We start from the raw sequence: 21,722 nt of genomic DNA, 5'->3' as shown, positions 1-21,722 counted from the left end.
GATCAGGCCGGACCATCGGCCGATGGTCCGGCGAGCTGAATTCCCGGCAGACGTCAGGTGGAAATCGCCTCGAACCCGTGCTGCTGGGCGAGGTCGATGATTGCGTGCACCCGTTCCTGGGTAATGGCGCCTTCGCTCAACGTTCCGCCAGCGCCGGACAGGGCGAGGACGATTGCTTCCGCAGTCCCCGCCAGCAATTCACCCGTGTTCAATGGACCATTGAAACCACGCGGCAGAATAGTATCCTCCGGTACCGAAAGAACACCACCCCGGATGTAAAGCAAATCGTCCCGCCCGGCGACAATGGCCGATTCCGCACCGGTGCCGAAGAAGGAGAGATCGGCGACGATCGCGCCCTGGGCGAGATGCTTCTCCGCGAGAACCGGAACCGGACTCGAATGCGCCGCTATCACCGCGTGCGCATTCCGCGCCTCGGCCAGGTCGTCGGTCGCGACGACGAACGGGTTGACGTCGTAGGAATCAGCGAGATGCGCGGCGATGGCCTCGGCGCTCGGCTCGTCACCGGAGCGCCCGTCGGCGAGCCACTTGGTGACGAGCGGCTCGGCGGACAGCGCCGCCGCGATGCCGCTCAGCTCGCCCCCGGCCGCGATCCGCGTCCATGCGTCCTGGTAGATCCGGTGCTCGGTGGCGCGCAGCCGCTCGGCCGAACCCTCCCGGCCGCTGCCCACCAGGACGATCCGCGCGACGTACTCGGCGCTGAGCGCGGCGAGGGCGGAACCCACGCGGCCACCGCCGCCGACCACCGCGACGGTCAGCCCGGCCAGGTCGCCGAAGCGGGCGAGCGCGGGCTGTTCGAGCGCGGCCAGGGTGGCGCCGACCGCGAGGGTGCTGCCCGCGGTCACCGTGACGCCGGGCACCCGCAGCGCGCCGCCGTGCTCGCTCACCGTGCCGAGGCCGAAGCCGATGCCGACGGTCTCGTGGCCGTCCGCCTTGGCCGCGCGCACCCGGCGGTCGAGGTCGAGGCCGATCAGGAAGGTCTGCCCGGTGGTCCGGTAGGCGCGCAGCTGGTGCTGGGACACCAGGAGCGGGTAGACGGTGAGGTCGACCGAGGCGCCCTGCGGGGACGTGTAGCGGACCGGGGCCGTGGCGGGCAGGTCCTTGAGCAGCTCGGAGCGCTGGACGTAGGCGAGCAGCGCCGCGTCGTCCAGGTCGGCGAGCGAGGGGTCGAGCTCGCGCAGCGTGTCCGGAGTCAGCGGGTAGCTGACGAGCGCGACCTTGTGGGCGGCCGGCTCGGCGGGCGCGGCCGGCTCCGGCGCGGCGGCCTCCGCCGGTCGCGTACGGAAGTCCCGGATCTCGCGCGGCTGTCCCGCGGCGCCGGTCAGCGGGTGGATCAGCGGCAGCGCGTCCTGGTGGCGCAGGATCTCGCAGACCGCGGTGAGACCGGTGCGCAGCTGCTCGATCTCCGCGTCGGTGAGGTGGATCGAGGGCTCGATCCGCAGCATGTTGGGCACGCTGGCCGTCGGCCCGGTGCGGATGCGGTGGACCAGCTGGAGGTAGCTGCCGATCAGGAAGACCAGCAGGCCCGCGGCCGCCTTCTCGCGGATGACCGGCGATGCGGCCTGGCTCTGGTCGGCGAACTCCAGGCCGATGAGCAGGCCCTTGCCGCGGACGTCGAGCACCACGTCGGGGTATTCCTCGGCCAGCTCGCGCAGCACGCCGAGGACGCGTTCGCCGCGCTCGGCGGCCAGGTCGTAGGCGGCGCCGCCGTCGGCTTCGAGAAGTTCGAGGGTGCGCAGGGCGATGGCCGTGGTGAAGCCGTCCTTGGCGAAGGTCGAGCTGTGCACCAGCTCGAACTCGGGGCGGTAGCGCGACTGCCGGACCAGCATGGCGGAGGTCTTGCCGATGCCGCCGCCGAGGGACTTGCCGAGGAGGTAGTAGTCGCCGAGCAGCCCGATGTGGGAGCTGGCGAAGAACTTCCCGGTGCGGCCCATGCCGGTCTGGATCTCGTCGACGATGACCGGGCACCCGGCCGCGTCGCAGAGCTCCCGGACGCGGGCGGCGTACTCGGGCGTCAGCGCGTGGATCCCGCCCTCGCCCTGGATCGGCTCCACGATCAGCCCGCCGACGACGGGGAAGGGCCGCTCGACGAGGGTGACCCTGCCGTCCACGACCTCGACGTCGAGCGCGGCGAGCCGGTGCTCGGCGAGGGCGCTCTCCAGCGCCGCCGCGTCGTTCGGCGGTACGAAGGTCACGGGCAGGCCGAGCGAGGCGAACGCCGCGCGGAACGTCGGGTTGAAGGTGAACTGGGTGCTGCCGAGGAGCTTTCCGTGGAAGGCGCGCTCCAGGGCGAAGAACACCGGGCTCGTGCCCGCGAGGCCGATGTTGTGCGCGGCCACCGCGCCGAGCAGCGCGCCGAACTCCTCGGCGGTGGTCGGCACCGGCACGTCGCCGGGCAGCAGGGAGGTGTCGTCCGGCAGCTGCGCGGAGCCGTCGCCCACGGCCTTCACGGCCGCGTCGACGTTCCACTCGACCTGCTCGAACAGGCTCTTCAGCCGCAGCACGCGGTCGAACTCGCAGTGCTTGACGGCCGCTTCGACGGCCTCCGCGCCGCTGTTGGCGAAGATCACCGGGTAGGGCTCGGCGCCGGGGAACTCCCGGCCGAGTATGCCGTTCAGGACCGCGCCGACCCGGTCGGCGGTCGGGTGCTCGGAGAACTGCGAGTGCACGGGCACGCCGGTGTCGAGGAGCTGCTTGGCGTGCGCCACGATCTCCGGGTGGTTGTGGCCGAGCATGAGCGAGCCCCAGCCGCCGACCAGGTCGAGCACCGGCACCTCGGTGCCGCTCTCGTCCAGGTAGTACAGGGAGTTCCGCTCCGCCCGGACGTACTCGAGGTTCAGGCCGAAGGTGCCGAGCATGCCGGTCAGTAGGGCTTCGGCGTATCGGGTGGGTGAGTTCACCGTGTCTCCTGGTGGTCAGCGGTTCGGTTGGGCGGAAGCGCGGCCGAGTTCCCGGTCGATGAAGTCGAAGACCTCGTTCTCCGTCGCGGTCTCGATCGCGGCGGCCAGGTCCGTGTCGCCGGTGCCGGGGACCGCGTCGGGCCGCGCGTCGGTCCAGGCCTTGTTCCAGCGGGTGAGGATGGCGTTGAGCCGGGCGGCGATCTCGGTGCGGCCGGACTCCTCGTCGGCCTCCGCGCCGACCGGGACGGCCATCAGGACGGCCTCCAGCTTGTCCAGTTCGGCCAGGGCGGAGCGCCGGCTGACGCCGTCGGTGAGGGCGAGGCGTTCCAGCAGGTGGTCGACGAGCGCCCCGGGCGAGGCGTAGTCGAAGACCAGCGTCGTCGGCAGGGACAGACCGGTCCGCTCGCCGAGCCGGTTGCGGAACTGCACGGCGGACAGCGAGTCGAAGCCGGAGTCCCGGAAGGACACCTCCCACTGGAGGTGGTCCGGTGCCGCGTGGCCGAGCACCGCGGCTGCCTCGGCCCGCACCAGGTCCCGCAGGTACGCCTCGGCCTCGGCCCGGCCCATGTCCGCGAACCGGTCGCCCGGCTTGTCGGCGCCGGCCCGGCGGCGCTCGCCGCGCGGCACGAGCCCGCGCAGCACCGCCGGGACCTGCGCCGGGTCGCGGCGCAGGGCGGCCAGGTCGAGCGGCGCGGGCGCGACCACGGCGAGCCCGGTGGCGAGGGCGGCGTCGAACAGCGCGCACGCCTCCTCCCCGGCGATCACCCGCAGGCCCGGCTGCCCGCCCTCGACCATCCGGCCCCAGGCGAGCGACACCGCGGGCAGCCCGCGGGAGCGGCGGTGTGCGGCAAGGGCGTCCGCGTAGGCGTTGGCCGCGGCGAAGTTGGCCTGCCCGGGGCTGCCGAGCAGGCCGACCACGGAGGAGAACAGCGCGAACAGCGCGGGCGGGGCGTCGGCCGTCAGCTCGTGCAGATGCCGGGCCCCGTCGACCTTGGGCCGCAGCACGGCGGCGACGCGCTCCGGGGTGAGCGCGGTGAACACCCCGTCGTCCAGGACGTTCTCGGTGTGGACGACCCCGGTGAGCGGGTGCTCGGCCGGGATGTCGGCGAGCAGCGCGCGCACGGCCTCGCGGTCGGCCAGGTCGCAGGCCACCACGGTGGCCCTCGCGCCCAGGCCGGTGAGTTCGTCGCGCAGCCCCTCGGCGGGCGAGCCGGGGCCGTGCGGGTCGGCGAGCACCAGGTGCCGCACGCCGTACGCGGTGACCAGGTGCCGGGCGAACAGGGCGCCCAGTTCCCCGTCGGCGCCGGTGACGAGCACGGTGCCGCCGTCCACGAGGGCGGGCGGCGCCGCTTCGGCCGCGGCCGTGGGAACGAGCCTCGGCGCGAACAACTCTCCCGCGCGGACTGCCAGTTGGGGCTCGCCCGCCTGGGCCACCCGGGGCAGCTGGTCGACGGAGGCCGGGTCGTCGTCCAGGTCGACGAGCACGATCCGGTCGGGGTGCTCCGCCTGGGCGGAGCGCAGCAGGCCCCACACGGCGGCCCCGGCCGGGTCGCGCACCTCGTCGTCGGCGCCGCAGGACAGCGCGCCCCTGGTCACCACGGCCAGGCGGTTGTCCGGCAGGTCCTCCTGGGCCAGCCAGCGCTGGGCCACGTCCAGCGCCCGCGCCACGGCCCGGTGCGCGGCGGCCACCGGGTCGCCCGCCGGGTCCGGCCCCGACGGCTCGACGAGGAGGACGTCCCACGGGGTGAAGGACGCGGCCGCCTCGTCGACGCCGTCGAAGCGCAGCGGCGCGATCCCGGCGAGGTCGCCGGTGGCGTCGCCGAGCAGGGCGAGCAGGCTCTCCGGCTCGTCGTCGGACACCGGTGCGACCGGTGTCCACTCGGGCGCGAACAACGGGGCCGTACCGGCGGACACCGGAGCCGCAGCGCCGTCCCTGGGGGTCAGGACCGCCGGGGCGAGCCGCACGGATGCGGCCACGAGGACGGGGAGCCCGGCCTCGTCGACGGCCTCCAGGCGGAACGCGTCCGCACCGGCGGGAGCCAGGCGCACGCGCACGGCCGTCGCCTCGCTGGCGTGCAGGGCGACGCCCTCCCAGGCGAGCGGAAGCAGCGCGGAGCCGTCCGGGCCCGCCCCGGGCCCGCCGATCAGGAGCGGCTGCACGGCGGCTTCCAGGAGGGCCGGGTGGATCCCGTAGCCGCCGACGTCCGCGGCCGGGCCTTCGGGCAGCCGGACCTCGGCGAACAGCTCGTCGCCCCGGCGCAGCACCGAGGTGAGGCCCTGGAACGCCTCGCCGTAGCGGTGTCCGGCGTCGGCGAGGTCCTCGTACGCCCAGTCCACCGCCTTGGCCTCGGTCGGCGGCCAGAGCGCCGGTTCGGTGTCGGCCCGGTCGGCGGCGGGGGCGAGCACGCCGGTGGCGTGGCGGGCCCACTCCGGGGCGGTGCCGTCGGCGTCCCGTCCCGGGTCTTCGGCGGGCCGGGAGTAGATCCCCACGGTCCGCCGCCCGGCCGCGTCGGGCTCTCCGGTCACGACCTGTACGCGTACGGCACCCTGGTCGGGCAGCACGAGGGGCTCGGTGACGGTGAGTTCGGCGAGGTCGGGGCAGCCGGTGGCGTCCCCGGCGCCGATCGCCAGGTCCACCAGGGCGGCCCCGGGCAGCACCGGCACCCCGGCGACGACGTGGTCGGCGAGCCACGGGTGGGTGGTCAGGGACAGCCGGCTCGTGAACACCGTCTCGTCCCGGCCCGCCACGGCGACGGCCGCGCCGAGCAGGGCGTGCCGCCCGGCCTCGACGCTCTCGCCGCCGGGGGTGGCGGACTCGGCGGCCCAGTACCTGCGGCGCTCGAACGGGTAGGTGGGCAGGGCCGTCCGGCCCGCTCCGGTGCCCGCGAACACGGCCGCCCAGTCGACGGCCGCACCGGCGACGAACAGCTCCCCCACGCCGTCGAGGACGGCGTGCACGGAGGGGCGTCCTTCGGCGAGCAGGAGCACCGAGTCCGGGAGCACCCGGCGGGGGCCGGACTCCGCGCACCGGGTCACGCCGTGCTCGGCGAGCCACCGCGCGGCGGCGGCGCCGCCCTCGGTCCCGCCGTCGCGGCCCGGGCGGTCGTCGACGGTGAGCGGCCTGCCGGTGCGCAGCGACACCACGGGGATCCGCGGTGCGTCGTACGTCACCTCCGCCGCGTCCTCCGCCGTCAGGACGCGGCCCGCGTCGGCCAGGGAGAGGGCCCCGGCGACGTGCGCGGCGGCGAGCTCGCCGACACCGGTGCCCGCGACACAGCCGACGGTGACGCCCCAGGCCCTGACCAGGCGGTACAGCGCCACCTCGGCGGCGAACCCGGCCGCGTCCCCGCCCTGTTCGCCGAGCCCCGCCAGGGTCTCGTCGTACGCCTTCGCGTACGCGGGCAGCGTCTCGTACAGCACCTGGTCGGGGCCGTCGGCGGCCCCGGTGAACAGGAACGCGGTCCGGCCGTCCGCGGCGGCGGGCGCGTCGGCCCCGGCGATCGCCCGCAGCCCGGTCAGGGCCGCGGCGCCGCCGCCGGTGACGAGCACCGCGCGGTGGTCGAACGCGGAGCGCTGCGCCAGCGAGAACCCGACGTCGAGCGGGTCCGGCTCGGTGTCGGCCTCCAGGAGGGCGAGCAGCCGCTCGGCCTGGGCGCGCAGGGCCCGCGGCGACTTGGCGGAAAGGACCCACGGCACCACCGGCAGGGACACCTCGGCCCGGGGTCCGGCCGGGGCGTCGGGGGCCTGTTCCAGGATGACGTGGGCGTTGGTGCCGCTGAGCGCGAACGCGGAGACCGCGGCCCGGCGCGGACGGTCGAGCTCCGGCCACGGGCGCGCCTCGGTGAGCAGCTGGACCGCGCCCGACTCCCAGTCCACGGCGGAGGTCGGCTTGTCGATGTGCAGGGTCTTCGGCAGGACGCCGTGGCGCATGGCCATGATCGCCTTGAGCAGGCCGCCGGCGCCCGCGGCGTGCTGGGCGTGCCCGATGTTGGACTTCACCGAGCCGAGCCAAGCCGGGCGGTCGGCGGGCCGCTCCCTGCCGTACGTCGCCATCAGGGCCTCGGCCTCGATGGGGTCGCCGAGCTGGGTGCCGGTGCCGTGCGCCTCGATGAGGTCCACGTCGGCGGGTGCGACACCGGCGTTGGCGAGGGCCTGGCGGATGACGCGCTGCTGGGAGGGGCCGTTGGGCGCGGTCATGCCGTTGGAGGCGCCGTCGGAGTTGACCGCGCTGCCCCGGACCACGGCGAACACCGTGTGTCCGTTGCGCCGGGCGTCGGAGAGCCGCTCCAGGACGAACAGGCCCACGCCCTCGGACCAGCCGGTGCCGTCGGCGGACTCGTCGAACGCCTTGGACCTGCCGTCGGGCGCGAGGGTGCGCTGCCGGGAGAACTCGACGAACCCGATGGGCTGGGCCATCACGGTCGCGCCGCCCGCGAGCGCGAGGCCGCACTCGCCGCTGCGCAGCGCGTTCGAGGCGAGGTGCAGGGACACGAGGACCGAGGAGCAGGCCGTGTCGATGGACATCGTCGGGCCTTCGAGGCCGAGGACGTAGGAGATCCTGCCGGAGCCGAAGGACGTCGTGGACCCCGTCAGGAGGTAGCCCTCGGCGCCCCCTTCGGCGGCGCCCGCGCCCGCGCCGTACTCCTGCGCGGTCAGACCGGTGTAGACGCCGGTGTCGCTGCCGCGCAGCGACTGCGGGTCGATGCCGCCGCTCTCCAGGGCCTCCCACGAGGTCTCCAGGAGGAGGCGCTGCTGCGGGTCCATCGCGAGGGCCTCGCGCGGCGAGATGCCGAAGAAGCCCGCGTCGAACTCGGCGGCGTCGTAGAGGAATCCGCCTTCCCGCGTGTAGAAGGTGCCCGGCTTGTCCGGGTCCGGGTCCCACAGCCGCTCGATGTCCCAGCCGCGGTCGTCCGGCATGTCGCCGATCGCGTCGACGCCGTCGGCGACGAGCCGCCACAGGCCTTCCGGCGTGCTGGCCCCGCCGGGGAAGCGGCAGGCCATGCCGACGATCGCGATGGGCTCGTTCGCGCCGCCGGAGCCCGGGACCGCCGCCGCGACGGCCGCGGCCGGAGCCGCGAGGTCGCCGCTCAGCTCGCCCAGGACGTACGCGGCGAGCGCCGAGGTCGTCGGGTAGTCGAAGACCACGCCGGGCGACAGGCGCAGGCCGGTGACCGCGGTGAGCCGGTTGCGCAGCTCGACCGCCGTCAGGGAGTCGAAGCCGAGGTCCCGGAACGGCACGTTCTCGCTGATCCGCTCGCCCGCGCCGAACTGGAGCACGGCGGCCACCTCGGTCCGCACCAGCTCGGTGACGTGCTCGTGCCGGTCCTGCTCGGGCAGCGCGGCGAGCCGTCCTGCAAGCTCCCGCTGGTCGCCCGCGCCCTGGCGGACGACCCGGCGCGACGGGCGGCCGACGAGGCTCCGCAGCATCGCCGGAACGGGCACGGAGCCGGACCGCAGCGTCCGCAGGTCGAGCCGCGCGGGCAGGGCGACCGGGCTCTCCAGGGCGAGGGCCCGGTCGAACAGGGCCGCACCGGACTGCGGCGTCAGGGGCCGCAGGCCCGTCTGCCGCAGCTGCTCCGCGGCCCCGGCCTGCAGACCGCCCTCGGTGTCCCACAGGCCCCAGCCGAGGGAGACCGCCGGGAGGCCGTGGGCGCGGCGGTGCTGCGCGAGGGCGTCGAGGAAGTGGTTGGCCGCGGTGTATCCGGCCTGCCCCGCGTTGCCCAGCGTGCCCGCGAGGGACGAGAAGAGGGTGAAGAGGGCGAGGGGTTGGTCGTGGGTGAGTTCGTGCAGGTGCCAGGCGGCGTCGACCTTGGGCCGCAGGACGGTGGTGAGGCGTTCGGGGGTGAGGGCGGTGATGATGCCGTCGTCGATGACCCCGGCGGTGTGCACCACGCCGGTGAGGGGGTGCTGGGCGGGGATGGCGTCCAGGACGGCCTTGAGCGCGTCGCGGTCGGCGGCGTCACACGCGGCGACCGTGACGGTGGCGCCCAGGCCGGTCAGTTCCTCGGCCAACTCCCGTGCCCCGGGCGCGTCCTGGCCCCGGCGGCTGGTCAGCACCAGATGCCGCACCCCGTACGCACCCACCAGATGCCGGGCGAACAGACCACCCAGGGCACCGGTACCCCCTGTGATCAGCACCGTCCCCTCCGCCGCCAACTCCGGTCCCGCTGCGTCCGTCGGGGCCTGCGGGGCCAGGCGCGGCGCGGTCACCGCACCGGCGCGCACCGCGACCTGGTCGAGGCCCGCCGCGAGCACCGCGGGCAGGGCCGTGAGCGAGGCCGGGTCGTCGTCGACGTCCACGAGCACGATCCGGTCGGGGTGCTCGGCCTGCGCGGACCGCAGCAGGCCCCACACGGCGGCGCCCGCCAGGTCCGGCGCGGCGCCGTCCTGGCCGGTCGTCACCGCGCCGCGGGTCACCACGACGAGGCGGCCCGACAGGAACGCCTCGCCGGTCAGCCACTCCCGCACCAGGTCGAGCGCCACGGCGACCGTGTCGTGCACGGAGGCCACGACCTCGGCGTCCGCCTGCCCTGCGGGGGCGAACAGGAGCACGTCGGCCCCGGCCGCGTCCGCCAGGGTCGCGCAGGTCTCGACGGGCAGTGCCTCTGCGACCGGTAGGGCGGGGGTGCCGAGCAGGGCCCAGCGACCGGCCGGTTCGGCCGGGGCCGCCTCGACGGGCGCCCAGTCCACGCCGAAGAGCGAACCGGCCGTCTCGTCCCGCCCGGCGGGCTGGTCGGCGGAGACGGGGCGGGCCTCCACGGAGCGCACCTCGGCGACCGGCTGCCCGGTCTCGTCGGCGAGCTGCACCTGGCAGGACGTCTTGCCGTCGGTCTCCGCGTCGATGACCACGCGCACCCGCAGGGCGGTGGCGCCGGTCGCGTAGAGGTGGATCCCGTTCCACACGAAGGGCAGCTGGAGCGTGAAGTCCTCGCCCGCGTCGGCGATCGCGGCGACGACACGGGGGTGGATGGCCGCGTCGAACAGGGCCGGGTGGATGCCGAACCGCGCCGTGTCCGCACCGTCCGGCAGCGCGACCTCGGCGAAGAACTCGGCGCCCGCGTCGCCGTCGCGGCGCCACAGGGCGCGCAGGCCGCGGAAGAGCGGGCCGTAGACGTAGCCGCTCTCCGCGAGCCGGTCGTAGAACCCTTCCGTCGCCACGGTCTCGGCGCCCGCGGGCGGCCACTGGCCCAGCTCGAACGCGGGCTCCGGGGCCTCGGGCGCGAGCACGCCGGTGGCGTGGCAGGTCCACTCCTCCTCGGCGTCCCGGTCGGCCTCCGGGCAGGAGTAGATCGCGAACGGCCGGTGGCCGGAGTCCCGCGCCTCGCTCACCACGAGCTGGACGCGGACGCCGCCCGACTCGGGGACGCGCAGCGGCGCGGTGATCACCATCTCGTCCACACCGGCGCAGCCGACCTCGTCGCCCGCCGACATGGCCATGTCGATCAGCGCGGTGCCCGGCACCAGGGCGCGGCCGCCCAGCTCGTGCTCGGCCACCCAGGCGTGCGTCCGCGCGGAGAGCCGCCCGGTGAACACGACCTCGTCGGCACCGGCGACGCGCACCACCGCGTCCAGCATCGGATGGCCCGCGGACACCTGCCCCGCCGACACGACGTCGCCGGACGCGGGGCCCGCCATCCAGTAGTTCTGGTGCTGGAAGGGGTAGGTCGGCAGGTCGACCAGGACGGCCCCGGTGCCCTCGAACAGCCGCGCCCACTCCACCGCGTGCCCGGCCGCGTGCACCCGGGCGAGCCCGGCCAGCACGGTCCGCACCTGCGGCTGCCCACGCCGCTGCACGGCCGTGAACGACGCCTCCACACTCTGCGCCCCCATCGCCGTGAGCACCCCGTCCGGCCCGATCTCCACGAACCGGGACACCCCCAGCTCCCGCAGCCGCACCACGTGATCGGCGAAACGCACCGCCCGCCGGATGTGCTCCACCCAGTACCCGGGTGAACACACCTCCTCGGCCCCCGCCGCCATCGCAATCTGCGGCTCACGCAACTCCACCCCGCCCACCACGGCGGCGAACTCCTCAAGCACCGGATCCATCAACGGCGAATGGAAGGCATGACTGACCGCGAGCCGGTTCGTCTTACGACCCCGCCCCTTCAGCACCTCCGCGATCCCCGTCACGACATCCTCGGCCCCCGAGATCACGATCGACGTGGGCCCGTTGACCGCCGCGATCCCCGCCTCGCCCTCATGGCCTTCCAGCAGTTCCAGGACCTCGGCCTCACCCGCCTGCACCGCGACCATCGCCCCACCCGCGGGCAGCGCCTGCATCAAACGACCCCGCGCCGCCACCACCCGGCACGCGTCCCCCAGCGACAGCACACCCGCCACATGCGCCGCCGCCAACTCACCCACCGAGTGCCCGGTCACACAGTCCGGCACCACACCCAAGGACTCCACCAGCCGGAACAACGCCACCTCGAACGCGAACAGAGCGGGCTGCGTCCACCCCGTCTCATCCAGCCCCGCCCCGCCGAACACCACCTCCCTCAACGACCCCGGCACCAGGCCTTCAAACCCCGCACACACCTCATCGAAAGCCGCCGCGAACACCGGGAACGTGTCATACAACTCCCGCCCCATACCCGGCTGCTGCGCACCCTGCCCGGTGAACAAGAACGCCGTACGCCCCTCACCCGACACCCCCGACACCACACCCGGAACCGACTCACCCACCGCCAACGCCCGCAGCCCCGCCACCAGCTCTTCGCTGTCGGCCGCCAGCACCACCGCACGATGCTCGAACGACACCGACCGCGAACCCGCCGCCGACACACCCACATCCAACGGCGACACACCCGCCCCGGCCACGGCAGCCAACCGCTCCGCCTGCACCCGCAACGCCAGCTCGCTCCTGGCCGAGAGCACCACCGGCACCACCGGCAAAGAACCGGTCGGCTCCACCGCAGCGGGCTCCTCCGCCGCGGGCTCCTCCGCCGGGGCCTGCTCAAGGATGACGTGGGCGTTCGTGCCGCTGATCCCGAAGGAGGAGACCGCCGCGCGGCGCGGCCGTCCCGTCTCCGGCCAGGGGCGCTCCTCGGTGACCAGCTCGACCGCACCGGCGGTCCAGTCGACGGCGGGCGTGGGCTCGTCGACGTGAAGGGTCTTCGGGACCACGCCGTGCCGCATCGCCATGACCATCTTGATGACGCCCGCGACACCCGCGGCGGCCTGCGTGTGCCCGATGTTCGACTTCAACGAGCCCAGCAGCAACGGCTGGTCGTCCGAGCCGTCCGTACGCGCCTGCCCGTACGTGGCGAGCAGGGCCTGGGCCTCGATCGGGTCGCCCAGCTTCGTGCCGGTGCCGTGCGCCTCCACCACGTCGACCTCGGCGGGCGAGAGGTCGGCGTCGGCGAGGGCCTGGCGGATGACGCGCTGCTGGGAGGGGCCGTTGGGTGCGGTGAGGCCGTTGGAGGCGCCGTCGGAGTTGACCGCGCTGCCCCGGACCAGGGCGAGTACGGGAAGGCCGCGCTCCCGCGCCACCGAGAGGCGGGCGAGGACGAGGACGCCGACGCCCTCGGAGAAGCCGGTGCCGTCCGCGGCGGCGGCGAACGCCTTGCAGCGGCCGTCCGGCGCGAGGCCGCGCTGCCGCGAGAACTCCACGAACACGCTGGGGCCCGACATCACGGTGGCGCCGCCCGCGAGGGCGATGTCGCACTCCCCGTTGCGCAGCGCCTGCTCCGCGAGGTGCATCGACACCAGCGACGACGAGCAGGCCGTGTCGAGGGTCACCGTCGGGCCCAGCAGGCCGAGCACGTAGGAGATGCGGCCCGAGGCGACGCTCGTGGTGCCGCCGGTGAGCACGAAGCCCTCCAGCTCCTCGGGCGTCTCCCCCGCGCGCGGCATGTACTCCTGCGGGATCACGCCGACGAACACGCCGCCCGAGCTGCCGCGCAGCGACGCCGGGTCGATGCGGGCGTTCTCCAGGGCCTCCCAGGACGCTTCGAGCAGGACGCGCTGCTGCGGGTCCATCGCCTGCGCCTCGCGCGGCGAGATCCCGAAGAACTCGGCGTCGAACCCGGCCGCGTCGGCCAGGAACCCGCCCTTGGTGAGGTACGTGGTGCCCGGCGTCTCCGGGTCGGGGTCGGAGAGCCGGTCGAGGTCCCAGCCCCGGTCGTCGGGGAACTCCGTGAGGGCGTCGCCGCCGTCGCGGAGCAGCTCCCACAGCTCCTCGGGGGTGCGGGCGCCGCCCGGGAAGCGGCTGGCCATGCCGACGATCGCGATCGGCTCGCGGGCGGCGGTCTGTACGTCGTGCAGCTCCCGCCGCGCCCGCTGCAGGTCGGTCGTGACCCGCCGCAGATACTCTCGAAGCTTCTGCTCGTTGGAGTTGGACATCCCGGGCAGCCCCCTTTCGTTCGGCACAGGCGAGATCACGCGATGTCGAGTTCGCCGTCGATGAAGTCGAAGATTTCGTCGTCGGAGGCCTCGGTGAAGTCCCGTTCCTCCCCGCCCGCCTCGGCCGGCGCCGCGAGACGGCGCAGCACCTCCTGGAGCCGTTTGGCGAGCAGGCCCCGCTCGTCCTCGTCGAGGTCGGCCACGGCGAGCCGGTCGAGTTCCGTCACGAGCGAGCCGACGGTCGTCTCCTGCGCGGGGACGAGCAGTCCGTCCAGGAACGCGGCGAGCCCGGCCGGGGTCGGATGGTCGAACACGACCGTCGGCGGCAGCCGCAGGGCCGTGGCGGCGCCGAGGCGGTTGCGCAGCTCCACCGCCGTCAGCGAGTCGAACCCGAGGTCCTTGAACGCGCTGTCCTCGTCGACCGACTCGGCCGTGCTGTGGCCGAGGACGACCGCCGCGGACTCCCGTACGAGTTCCAGGAGTTCCTTGCGGCGCTGCCGCTCGGGCAGCTCGACGAGCCGGTCCGCCTGAGTCGTGGCCGCGGCCTGCGCGACGACGCGCCGCCGGACCCGCGCGGCCGGGTCGAGGGCCGAAAGGAGCTCCGGCACCGGCTGTCCGCTCTCCCGCAGCCGGGCCACGTCGACGGGCACCGCCACCGCCAGCGGGCGGTGCAGGCCGAGCGCCGCGTCGAACAGGGCGAGCCCCTGCTCGTCGTCGATCGCGCCGAGGCCCATCCGCGCCAGGCGGTCCTTGTCGCCCTCGCTCAGATGGCCGGTCATGGCGCTCTCCCGCGCCCACAGGCCCCACGCGATGGACGTGCCGGGCAGGCCGAGGCCGCGCCGGTGCTCCACGAGTCCGTCGAGGTAGGCGTTGGCCGCGGCGTACCCGCCCTGGCCCGCGCTGCCGAGGACCCCGGCGACCGAGGAGAACAGCGCGAACAGGGCCAGGTCGTGGTCCTGCGTCAGCTCGTGCAGGTACTGGGCCGAGCGCGCCTTCGTACGCAGCACGGCGTCGAGGTCGTCCCGCGTCAGGGCCTCCAGGACCCCGTCGGACAGCACGCCCGCCGCGTGCACCACGCCGGTGAGCCGGTGCGCGGAGCGGACGAGTTCGGCGACGGACTCCCGGTCGGACACGTCGCACGCCACCACGGACACCTCGGCGCCCGCGGCCCGCAGGTCCGCGACCAGGGCGTCCACGCCGTCGGCTGCCGGGCCGCGCCTGCTGGTCAACAGCAGGCGGCGTACGCCGTGTTCGGCGACGAGGTGCCGGGCGACGAGCCCGCCGAGCACCCCGGTGCCGCCGGTCACGAGGACCGTGCCGTCGGAGTCGAGCGGCGCGGGCAGGGTGAGGACGATCTTGCCGACGTGCCGGGCCTGGCTGAGGTACCGGAAGGCCTCCGGCGCGCGGTGCACGGGGTACGTGGTGAGCGGCATCGGCCGCAGCGCGCCCTCGTCGAACAGGACGCGGATCTCCTCCAGCATCTCCGCGATGCGGTCGAACCCGGCCTCCATCACGTCGAAGGCCCGGTAGCGCACGCCGGGGTGTGCCGCCGCGATCTCGTCGGCGTCGCGGATGTCGGTCTTGCCCATCTCCACGAACCGGCCGCCGCGCGGAAGCAGGGCGAGGGACTCCTCGACGTGCTCGTGCGCGAGGGAGTTGAGCACCACGTCCACGCCGCGCCCGCCGGTGGCCTTCGCGAAGTGCTCGGCGTAGCCGAGGCTGCGGGAGTCGGCGAGGTGGTCGTCGTCGAAGCCCCAGGCGCGCAGCACGTCCCGCTTGCCGGAGCTGGCGGTGCCGAAGACCTCGGCGCCCCAGTGCCGGGCGAGCTGGAGGGAGGCGAAGCCCATGCCGCCGGTCGCCGCGTGCAGGAGCAGCGACTCGCCCGCCGTGAGCCCGGCCAGGTCCGCGAGGCCGTAGTACGCCGTCAGGTACACCACCGGCACCCCGGCGGCCTGGGCGAACGTCAGGCGCTTGGGCATCGGGGCGACCAGCCTGCGGTCGGTGACCGTGACCGTGCCGAGGCCGCCGGTGAACAGGCCCATCACCCGGTCGCCCGCGGTGAGCCCGGTGACGTCGGCGCCGACCTCCAGGACGATGCCCGCGCCCTCGCCGAGGGACGACCACTCGTCGCGGGCCACCATGCCGAGTTCCAGGAGCACGGCCTTGAAGTTCAGGCCGCCCGCGCGCACCGCGACCCGCACCTCGCCCGGCTCCAGCGGGCGCAGCACCTCGGGGCACGGGGTGAGGGACAGGCTGTCGAGGTCGCCGCCGTAGGTCAGACCGAGGCGCCAGGGCCGCTCGGCCGGTTCGGGCAGGGCCGGGGACGCGGCCGCGCGGGTGAGCCGGGGCACGGCGGCGGTCGCGCCGCGCAGGGCCAGCTCCGGGTGGTCCGCGGCCATCGCCGCGGGCAGCGCGGCCCGCGCCAGCGGGTGGCCGTCGACGTCGATGTGGCGCAGGCGGCCGGGGTGTTCGCTGCGCGCGGTGCGGAGCAGCCCGGTCACCGCGCGGTGGGCGAGGTCGTCGGCGCGAGTGAGGACGACGAGCGGGACGTCGGTGAGGTGCGGCTCGGCGAGCCACTCCCGTACGACGTGCAGCGTCCGGTCGACGACGTCCTCGACCTCGCCCTCGGGGCAGGTCCACAGCGCGGCCGTCGCCGACACCGGAGCGGCGGGGCGGTCGCTGCCGTCGGCGCCGAGCTCGATCCAGGTCCGCTCGGCGGGCGGCTCCGGCAGGTCGACCGGCACCAGGTCCAGGGCGAAGAGCGCCGAGGCGTCCGCGCGCCGGTGCCCGAGCGCGGCCACGTCCACCGGCCGCAGGGCAAGCTCGCCCACCGAGGCGACGGCCTGCCCGGCCTCGTCGGTGACGAGCACGGCGACCGCGTCGGGCCCCGCCGGGGTGAGGCGGACCCGGGCGGCCCGCGCGCCGGTGGCGTGCAGCCGCACGTCGCTCCAGCTGAACGGGGCCCGGACGCCGTCGGCCCCGGAGAGGCCCGCCGCGTGCAGCGAGGCGTCGAGCAGCGCGGGGTGCAGGCCGAAGCCGGTGACGTCCTGCTCGTCGGGCAGGGCCACCGCGGCGTAGAGCGCGTCGCCGTCCCGCCAGGCCGCGCGCAGGCCCCGGAAGGCGGGGCCGTAGGCGTAGCCGCGCTCGGCGAGGGTCTCGTAGAACCCGTCGAGGGGCACGGCCGCGGCGCCGGGCGGGGGCCAGGCGGTCAGGGCGTCGGGGGCCGGGCGGCTCTCGTTGGTCAGCCGTCCCGTGGCGTTGCGGGTCCAGTCGTCCGTCCCCGCCGGGGCGGTGTGCACGCTCACGGGGCGTCCGTCATCGCTCTCCGCGCCGATGAGGACCTGGAGGTCCAGGTCGGCGTCCAGGACGACCGGCGCGTGCAGGGTGAGTTCGGCGAGGTGCCCGCAGCCGACCTGGTCCCCGGCGTGCAGGGCCAGTTCGACCAGGGCCGTGCCGGGCAGCAGTACCGACGTGCCGAGCCCGTGGTCGGACAGCCAGGGCTGCGCGCCGCGGGAGAGCCGTCCGGTGAGGACGAGCGTGTCCGCGTCGGCCGTGCGCAGGGCCGCGCCGAGCAGCGGGTGCTCCGCCCTGCGCAGGCCGAGGGCCGAGGTGTCGCCGACCGCCGCGGGCTCCTCCAGCCAGTAGCGCCTGCGCTGGAAGGGGTAGGTGGGCAGCTCGTCGGCGGTCGCGGCGCCGGGCGGGATCCGCCAGTCGACCTCGACGCCGTGGACGTACGCCTTGGCGAGCGCGGTGTGGAAGCGGGCCGGGCCGCCGTCGTCGCGGCGCAGCGACTCCAGGACGACCGCGTCGGCCGCCGCCTCCTCGACGGTCTCGCCGATCGCGTTCACGAGGACGGGGTGCGCGCTGACCTCGACGAACACTGTGTGGCCCTGGTCGAGCAGGGCGCGCGTGCCCTGGGCGAAGCCGACGGTCCTGCGCAGATTGCCGTACCAGTACGCGGCGTCGAGCTCGGGTCCCGCCACGACCTCGTTGGTGACGGTGGAGTGGAACGGGACCCGGGACGGGCCCGGGGCGATGCCGGAGAGCGCGCTGAGGATCTCCTCGCGCAGCGCTTCCACGTGGGCCGAGTGCGAGGCGTAGTCCACCGGGACGAGGCGGGCGCGGACGCCGTCGGCCTCGCAGGACGCGACGAGCTCCGCCAGGTCCTCGGGTCGGCCCGAAACGACCGTGCTGCCGGGGCCGTTGACCGCGGCGACCTCCACGGAGCCGCCGAACGCCTCGATGCGCCGCTCCGTCTCGCCCTGCGCCAACTGCACGGAGGCCATGCCTCCGGTGCCCGCGAGCCGGGTGATGGCCTTGCTGCGCAGGGCGACGACGGCCGCGGAGTCCTCCAGGGACAGCGCCCCGGCGACGTACGCGGCGGCGATCTCGCCCTGGGAGTGGCCGAGGACCGCGTCGGGGGTCACGCCGTGGTGCTGCCACAGCGCGGCGACCGAGATCATCACGGCCCACAGGGCGGGCTGGACGACGTCGACGCGGTCCAGGGGCCCGGCGAGCTCGTCGAGGAGGCTCCAGTCGGTGTACGGCTCCAAGGCGGCGGCGCAGGCGTCCAGTTGGGCGCGGAAGACATCCGAGTCGCGGTACAGGGCGAGCGCCATGCCGGACCACTGCGAGCCCTGCCCGGGGAAGACGAACACCGTCTTGCCGCGCGGGCGGGCGACCCCGGTGAGGACGTCCCGCGACGGCCGCCCCTCGGCGAGGGCCAGCAGGCCCGCCGCCGGGTCGTCGCCGGTCACGGCCGCGCGCTGGGGAAGCCGGGGCGCGCGGGTGGCGAGCGCGACGGCCAGGGGTCCGCCCGCGGCTGCCGGGGCGAGGGCGTGCAGCTGCTCGGCCCTGGCCGCGAGCGCGGCCGGGGAGGAGGCGGAGAGGAGCAGGGGCAGGGCGGGGCCGGGAAGCCGCGCGGGCTCCGCCCCGGCCTCCGGTTCCGTCGCGGTCTTTGCCGCTGCCCCGGCCTCCGCCCCGGCCGACGGGCCCGTGCCCGCCTCCGGATCCGGCCCGGCCGAAGGCTCCGGCGCCTGTTCGATGATCAGGTGGGCGTTGGTGCCGCTGATGCCGAAGGCCGACACCGCCGCCCGGCGCGGCCGGTCGCTCTCGGGCCAGTCGCGCGCCTCGGTGAGCAGCTCCACCGCGCCCGACTCCCAGTCCACGGCGGGCGAGGGCTCGTCCGCGTGCAGCGTCCGCGGCAGGTGGCCGTGGCGCAGCGCCTGGGTCATCTTGATCACGCCGCCGACCCCGGCCGCCGCCTGGGTGTGGCCGATGTTGGACTTCAGGGAGCCCAGCCACAGCGGCCGGTCCTCCGGGCGCTCCTGGCCGTAGGTGGCGAGGAGGGCCTGCGCCTCGATCGGGTCGCCGAGGCGGGTGCCGGTGCCGTGCGCGTCCACGACGTCCACGTCGGCCGCGGTGAGGCCCGCGTCGGCGAGGGCCTGGCGGATGACGCGCTGCTGCGCGGGGCCGTTGGGCGCGGTCAGGCCGTTGGAGGCGCCGTCGGAGTTGACCGCGCTGCCCCGGATCACCGCGAGCACCCGGTGCCCGAGCCGCTGGGCGTCGGAGAGCCGCTCCAGGACGACCATGCCTGCGCCCTCGGACCAGCCCGTGCCGTCCGCGGCGGCCGAGAAGGCCTTGCAGCGGCCGTCCTCGGCGAGGCCGCGCTGCCTGCTGAACTCGACGAAGGTGTCCAGGGTCGCCATCACCGCGGCCCCGCCCGCGAGGGCGAGCGAGCACTCGCCGCCGCGCAGTGCGCGGGCGGCCAGGTGCATCGTCACGAGCGACGACGAGCACGCCGTGTCCACGGTGAGCGCGGGCCCCTCCAGACCGAGGAGGTAGGCGATCCGGCCGGAAGCCACGCTGGCCGCGCTGCCGGTCCCGCCGAACCCCTCGCCGCCCTGCCCCGACTCCTCCGCGCCGAGCCCGTAGCGCTGCCCGCCGTGGCCCATGAGGCCCACGAACACGCCGGTGTCGCTGCCCCGCAGCGCCTGCGGGTCGACGCCGGTGCGCTCCAGGGCCTCCCACGAGGTCTCAAGGAGCAGCCGCTGCTGGGGGTCCATGGCGAGGGCTTCCCTGGGGGATATCCCGAAGAACTCGGCGTCGAACTCGGCGGCCTCGTACAGGAATCCGCCCCCGCGGGCGTAGTAGGTGCCCGGCACGCCGGGGTTGGGGTCGTAGCGCCCTTCGACGTCCCAGCCGCGGTCGGCGGGGAACGCCCCGATGGCGTCCCGGCCCTCGGTCACCAGGTCCCACAGGCCGTCCGGCGAGACGACGCCGCCCGGGTAGCGGCAGGCCATGCCGACGATCGCGATCGGCTCGCTGGCCGCCCGCTCCAGCTCCTGCAGGCGCTCGCGCGTGTCCTGCAGCTCGCCGACGGCCTGCTTGAGGTAGTTCCGCAGCCTGCCCTCGTTCTCCATCGTCTCGTCACTCCTCCGGCCGGGTACTCAGCTCGGCCAGTCAACATTGCGGGGGTGGTGGGCAGCCGGGTTCGAGAACACCGGACCGGGCGGCGAATTTGGCCCCCGGAACCAACCGGCGGGCGTGTTCTCAACTGGCGACATGGCAGAGCCTCACCAGGCGGGGCGCCCGGGGTGCCTCGACGCGCGGTTCGACCGCCACCGGTTCGAGGGTCATCCGACTGGCGTGCCGCTGCCCCGCGCCCCACCCCGGGCGCCTGCGGAACAGCTCGGAGCGGGCCGCGGCGACCACGAGCACCGGCAGCGGCTGCGGCGCGTCGAGGAGCTCCTCGACGAAATCGAGGACCGCGGTGTCGGCCCGGTGCAGATCGTCGGCGAACACCACCAGCGGGCCGTGCTCGGCGAGCTTCGCCACGTTCGGCGTGCTCGCCCCCGCGGGGCCGAGCCGCACGGTCGCCGCGTTCTCCACGCGCCGCTCGAACGCCGCGAGCAGGGGTGACTTCCCGATCCCCGGCCCGCCCACGACCAGGACGAGATGCGGCCGCGCGCGGCGCCTGACCCGCTCCAGGAGGCTGTTGAGCACGCCGAGTTCGGGCTCGCGGTCGAAGACCTCCGCCCTGGCGAAGGAGTCGCGGTAGCGGCCCTTGACCGCCCAGCGCGGCCGGGTGCCGCCCTCGCGGCCGTACGCGATCGCCGCTCCGGTGAGCCTCCGGGTGCGGCCGCACACCACGATCTCCGTGTCCTCGGCGGCCTGGAGCAGGGACTCGCTGTCGACGAGCAGCGCGCCGTTGACGGGCAGGGGCTCCCGGTCGGAGCCGCCGGGGCGCGCCCGCATCTCGCCGGTCGCCACCGCGACGCGCAGCACGGGCCGCTCGCCGTCCGGTACGTCGAAGCAGATCCGCTGCCGCAGCGCCATCGCGGCCCGTACCGCGCGCTCGGCGGCCTGTGCGGCGCCCTCGTCGCGCGGCGTCGCGGCCCGGAACAGGGCGAGGGTGACGGAGCCGGTCGACCCGGCGACCACGCCGCCGAGCCGCCCCACCTCCTCGTGCACGATCCGCGCGGTGCGCTCCAGGGCCCGGCCGACGTCCCCGGCCCGGCCGCCGGTGGCGTAGTCGGCGCGGATCAGGACGGTGCTCACCCCGCTCCGGGCGACGGAGCGCTGCGCGGGGACGAGCTGGACCGGGCGGGCGACCGGGCGCTCGCGGGGCGCCGCCTCCGGCCCGGGGCCGGAGAGCACCACCGGTCGTACGGGCGCCGCGGGCGCCGCGATGGACGGGTCGTGCACGAGGATCGCGTGCTGCAAGAGGCGCAGCTCGCGCCCGGGTTCGAGCCCGAACTGCTCGGCGAGCCGCACCCGCACCCGCCGGTAGGCGGCGAGGGCGTCGGCCTGCCGGCCGCCGCGGTAGAGCGCGAGCATCAGCTGGTGGCAGGCCCGCTCCCGCAGCGGCTCGGCCTCGACCAGGGCCTCCAGGTCGCTGAGGACGGCCTGGTGGCGGCCGCCCGCCAGCTCGGCCTCGTAGTAGTCCTCCATGACGTCGAGCCGCGCGTTCTCCAGGGCGGTGAGCTCCGGCCAGGAGTGCCCGGACTCGACGAGGTCGGCGAGGGCCCGCCCGCGCCACAGGGCGAGTGCCTCCCGCAGGGTGGCCGCGGCGGCGCCGGGGCGGGCGGCCGCCAGCTCCGCGCGGCCCACCCGGGCGAGGCGGTGGAAGCGGAACATGTCGACCTGTTCGGGGTCGACTTCGAGCCGGTAGCCGTGTGCGCACGTCAGCAGGGCGGGCGGCCGCGCGTCGCCGTGCGCGTGCTCGGCGAACGTGACGCGCAGGCCCCGCACGGCGTTCTGCAGGACCTTCCGTGCCGTCACGGGCGTCTCGTCGGTGCCCCACAGCCCGTCGAGGAGCTTGCTCGTCGCCACCTCCCGGTTGGCGTTGAGCAGCAGCAGGCCGAGCGTCGCCCGGCGGCGGTCGCCGCCGAGCGCGATCGGCTTCTCGTCGTCCATCAGTTGCAACGGGCCAAGTACCAAGAACTGCAAGACATC

At 75.3% G+C, this 21,722-nt stretch carries 4 protein-coding genes; all 4 read right to left on the bottom strand.

The features are described 5' to 3' along the window. Nucleotides 1-53 precede the first annotated feature (53 nt). Entirely contained in the window at nucleotides 54-2,918 is a 2,865-nt protein-coding gene (locus AC5WAM_RS28520; protein WP_495519283.1) for an aminotransferase class III-fold pyridoxal phosphate-dependent enzyme, read from the bottom strand. 15 nt (nucleotides 2,919-2,933) lie between these two features. After that, nucleotides 2,934-13,265: a type I polyketide synthase gene (locus tag AC5WAM_RS28515; RefSeq protein WP_495519282.1), complete on the bottom strand. Its 10,332-nt coding sequence runs from the start codon at nucleotides 13,263-13,265 to the stop codon at nucleotides 2,934-2,936. 35 nt (nucleotides 13,266-13,300) lie between these two features. Next, entirely contained in the window at nucleotides 13,301-19,687 is a 6,387-nt protein-coding gene (locus tag AC5WAM_RS28510) for an SDR family NAD(P)-dependent oxidoreductase (RefSeq protein ID WP_495519281.1), read from the bottom strand. 130 nt (nucleotides 19,688-19,817) lie between these two features. Then, entirely contained in the window at nucleotides 19,818-21,683 is a 1,866-nt protein-coding gene (locus AC5WAM_RS28505) for a BTAD domain-containing putative transcriptional regulator (protein ID WP_495519280.1), read from the bottom strand. Nucleotides 21,684-21,722: the final 39 nt, after the last annotated feature.

It is taken from the genome of Streptomyces sp. JLYT201, assembly GCF_059448825.1.
This window is presented reverse-complemented; position numbering and strand designations above follow the sequence as displayed.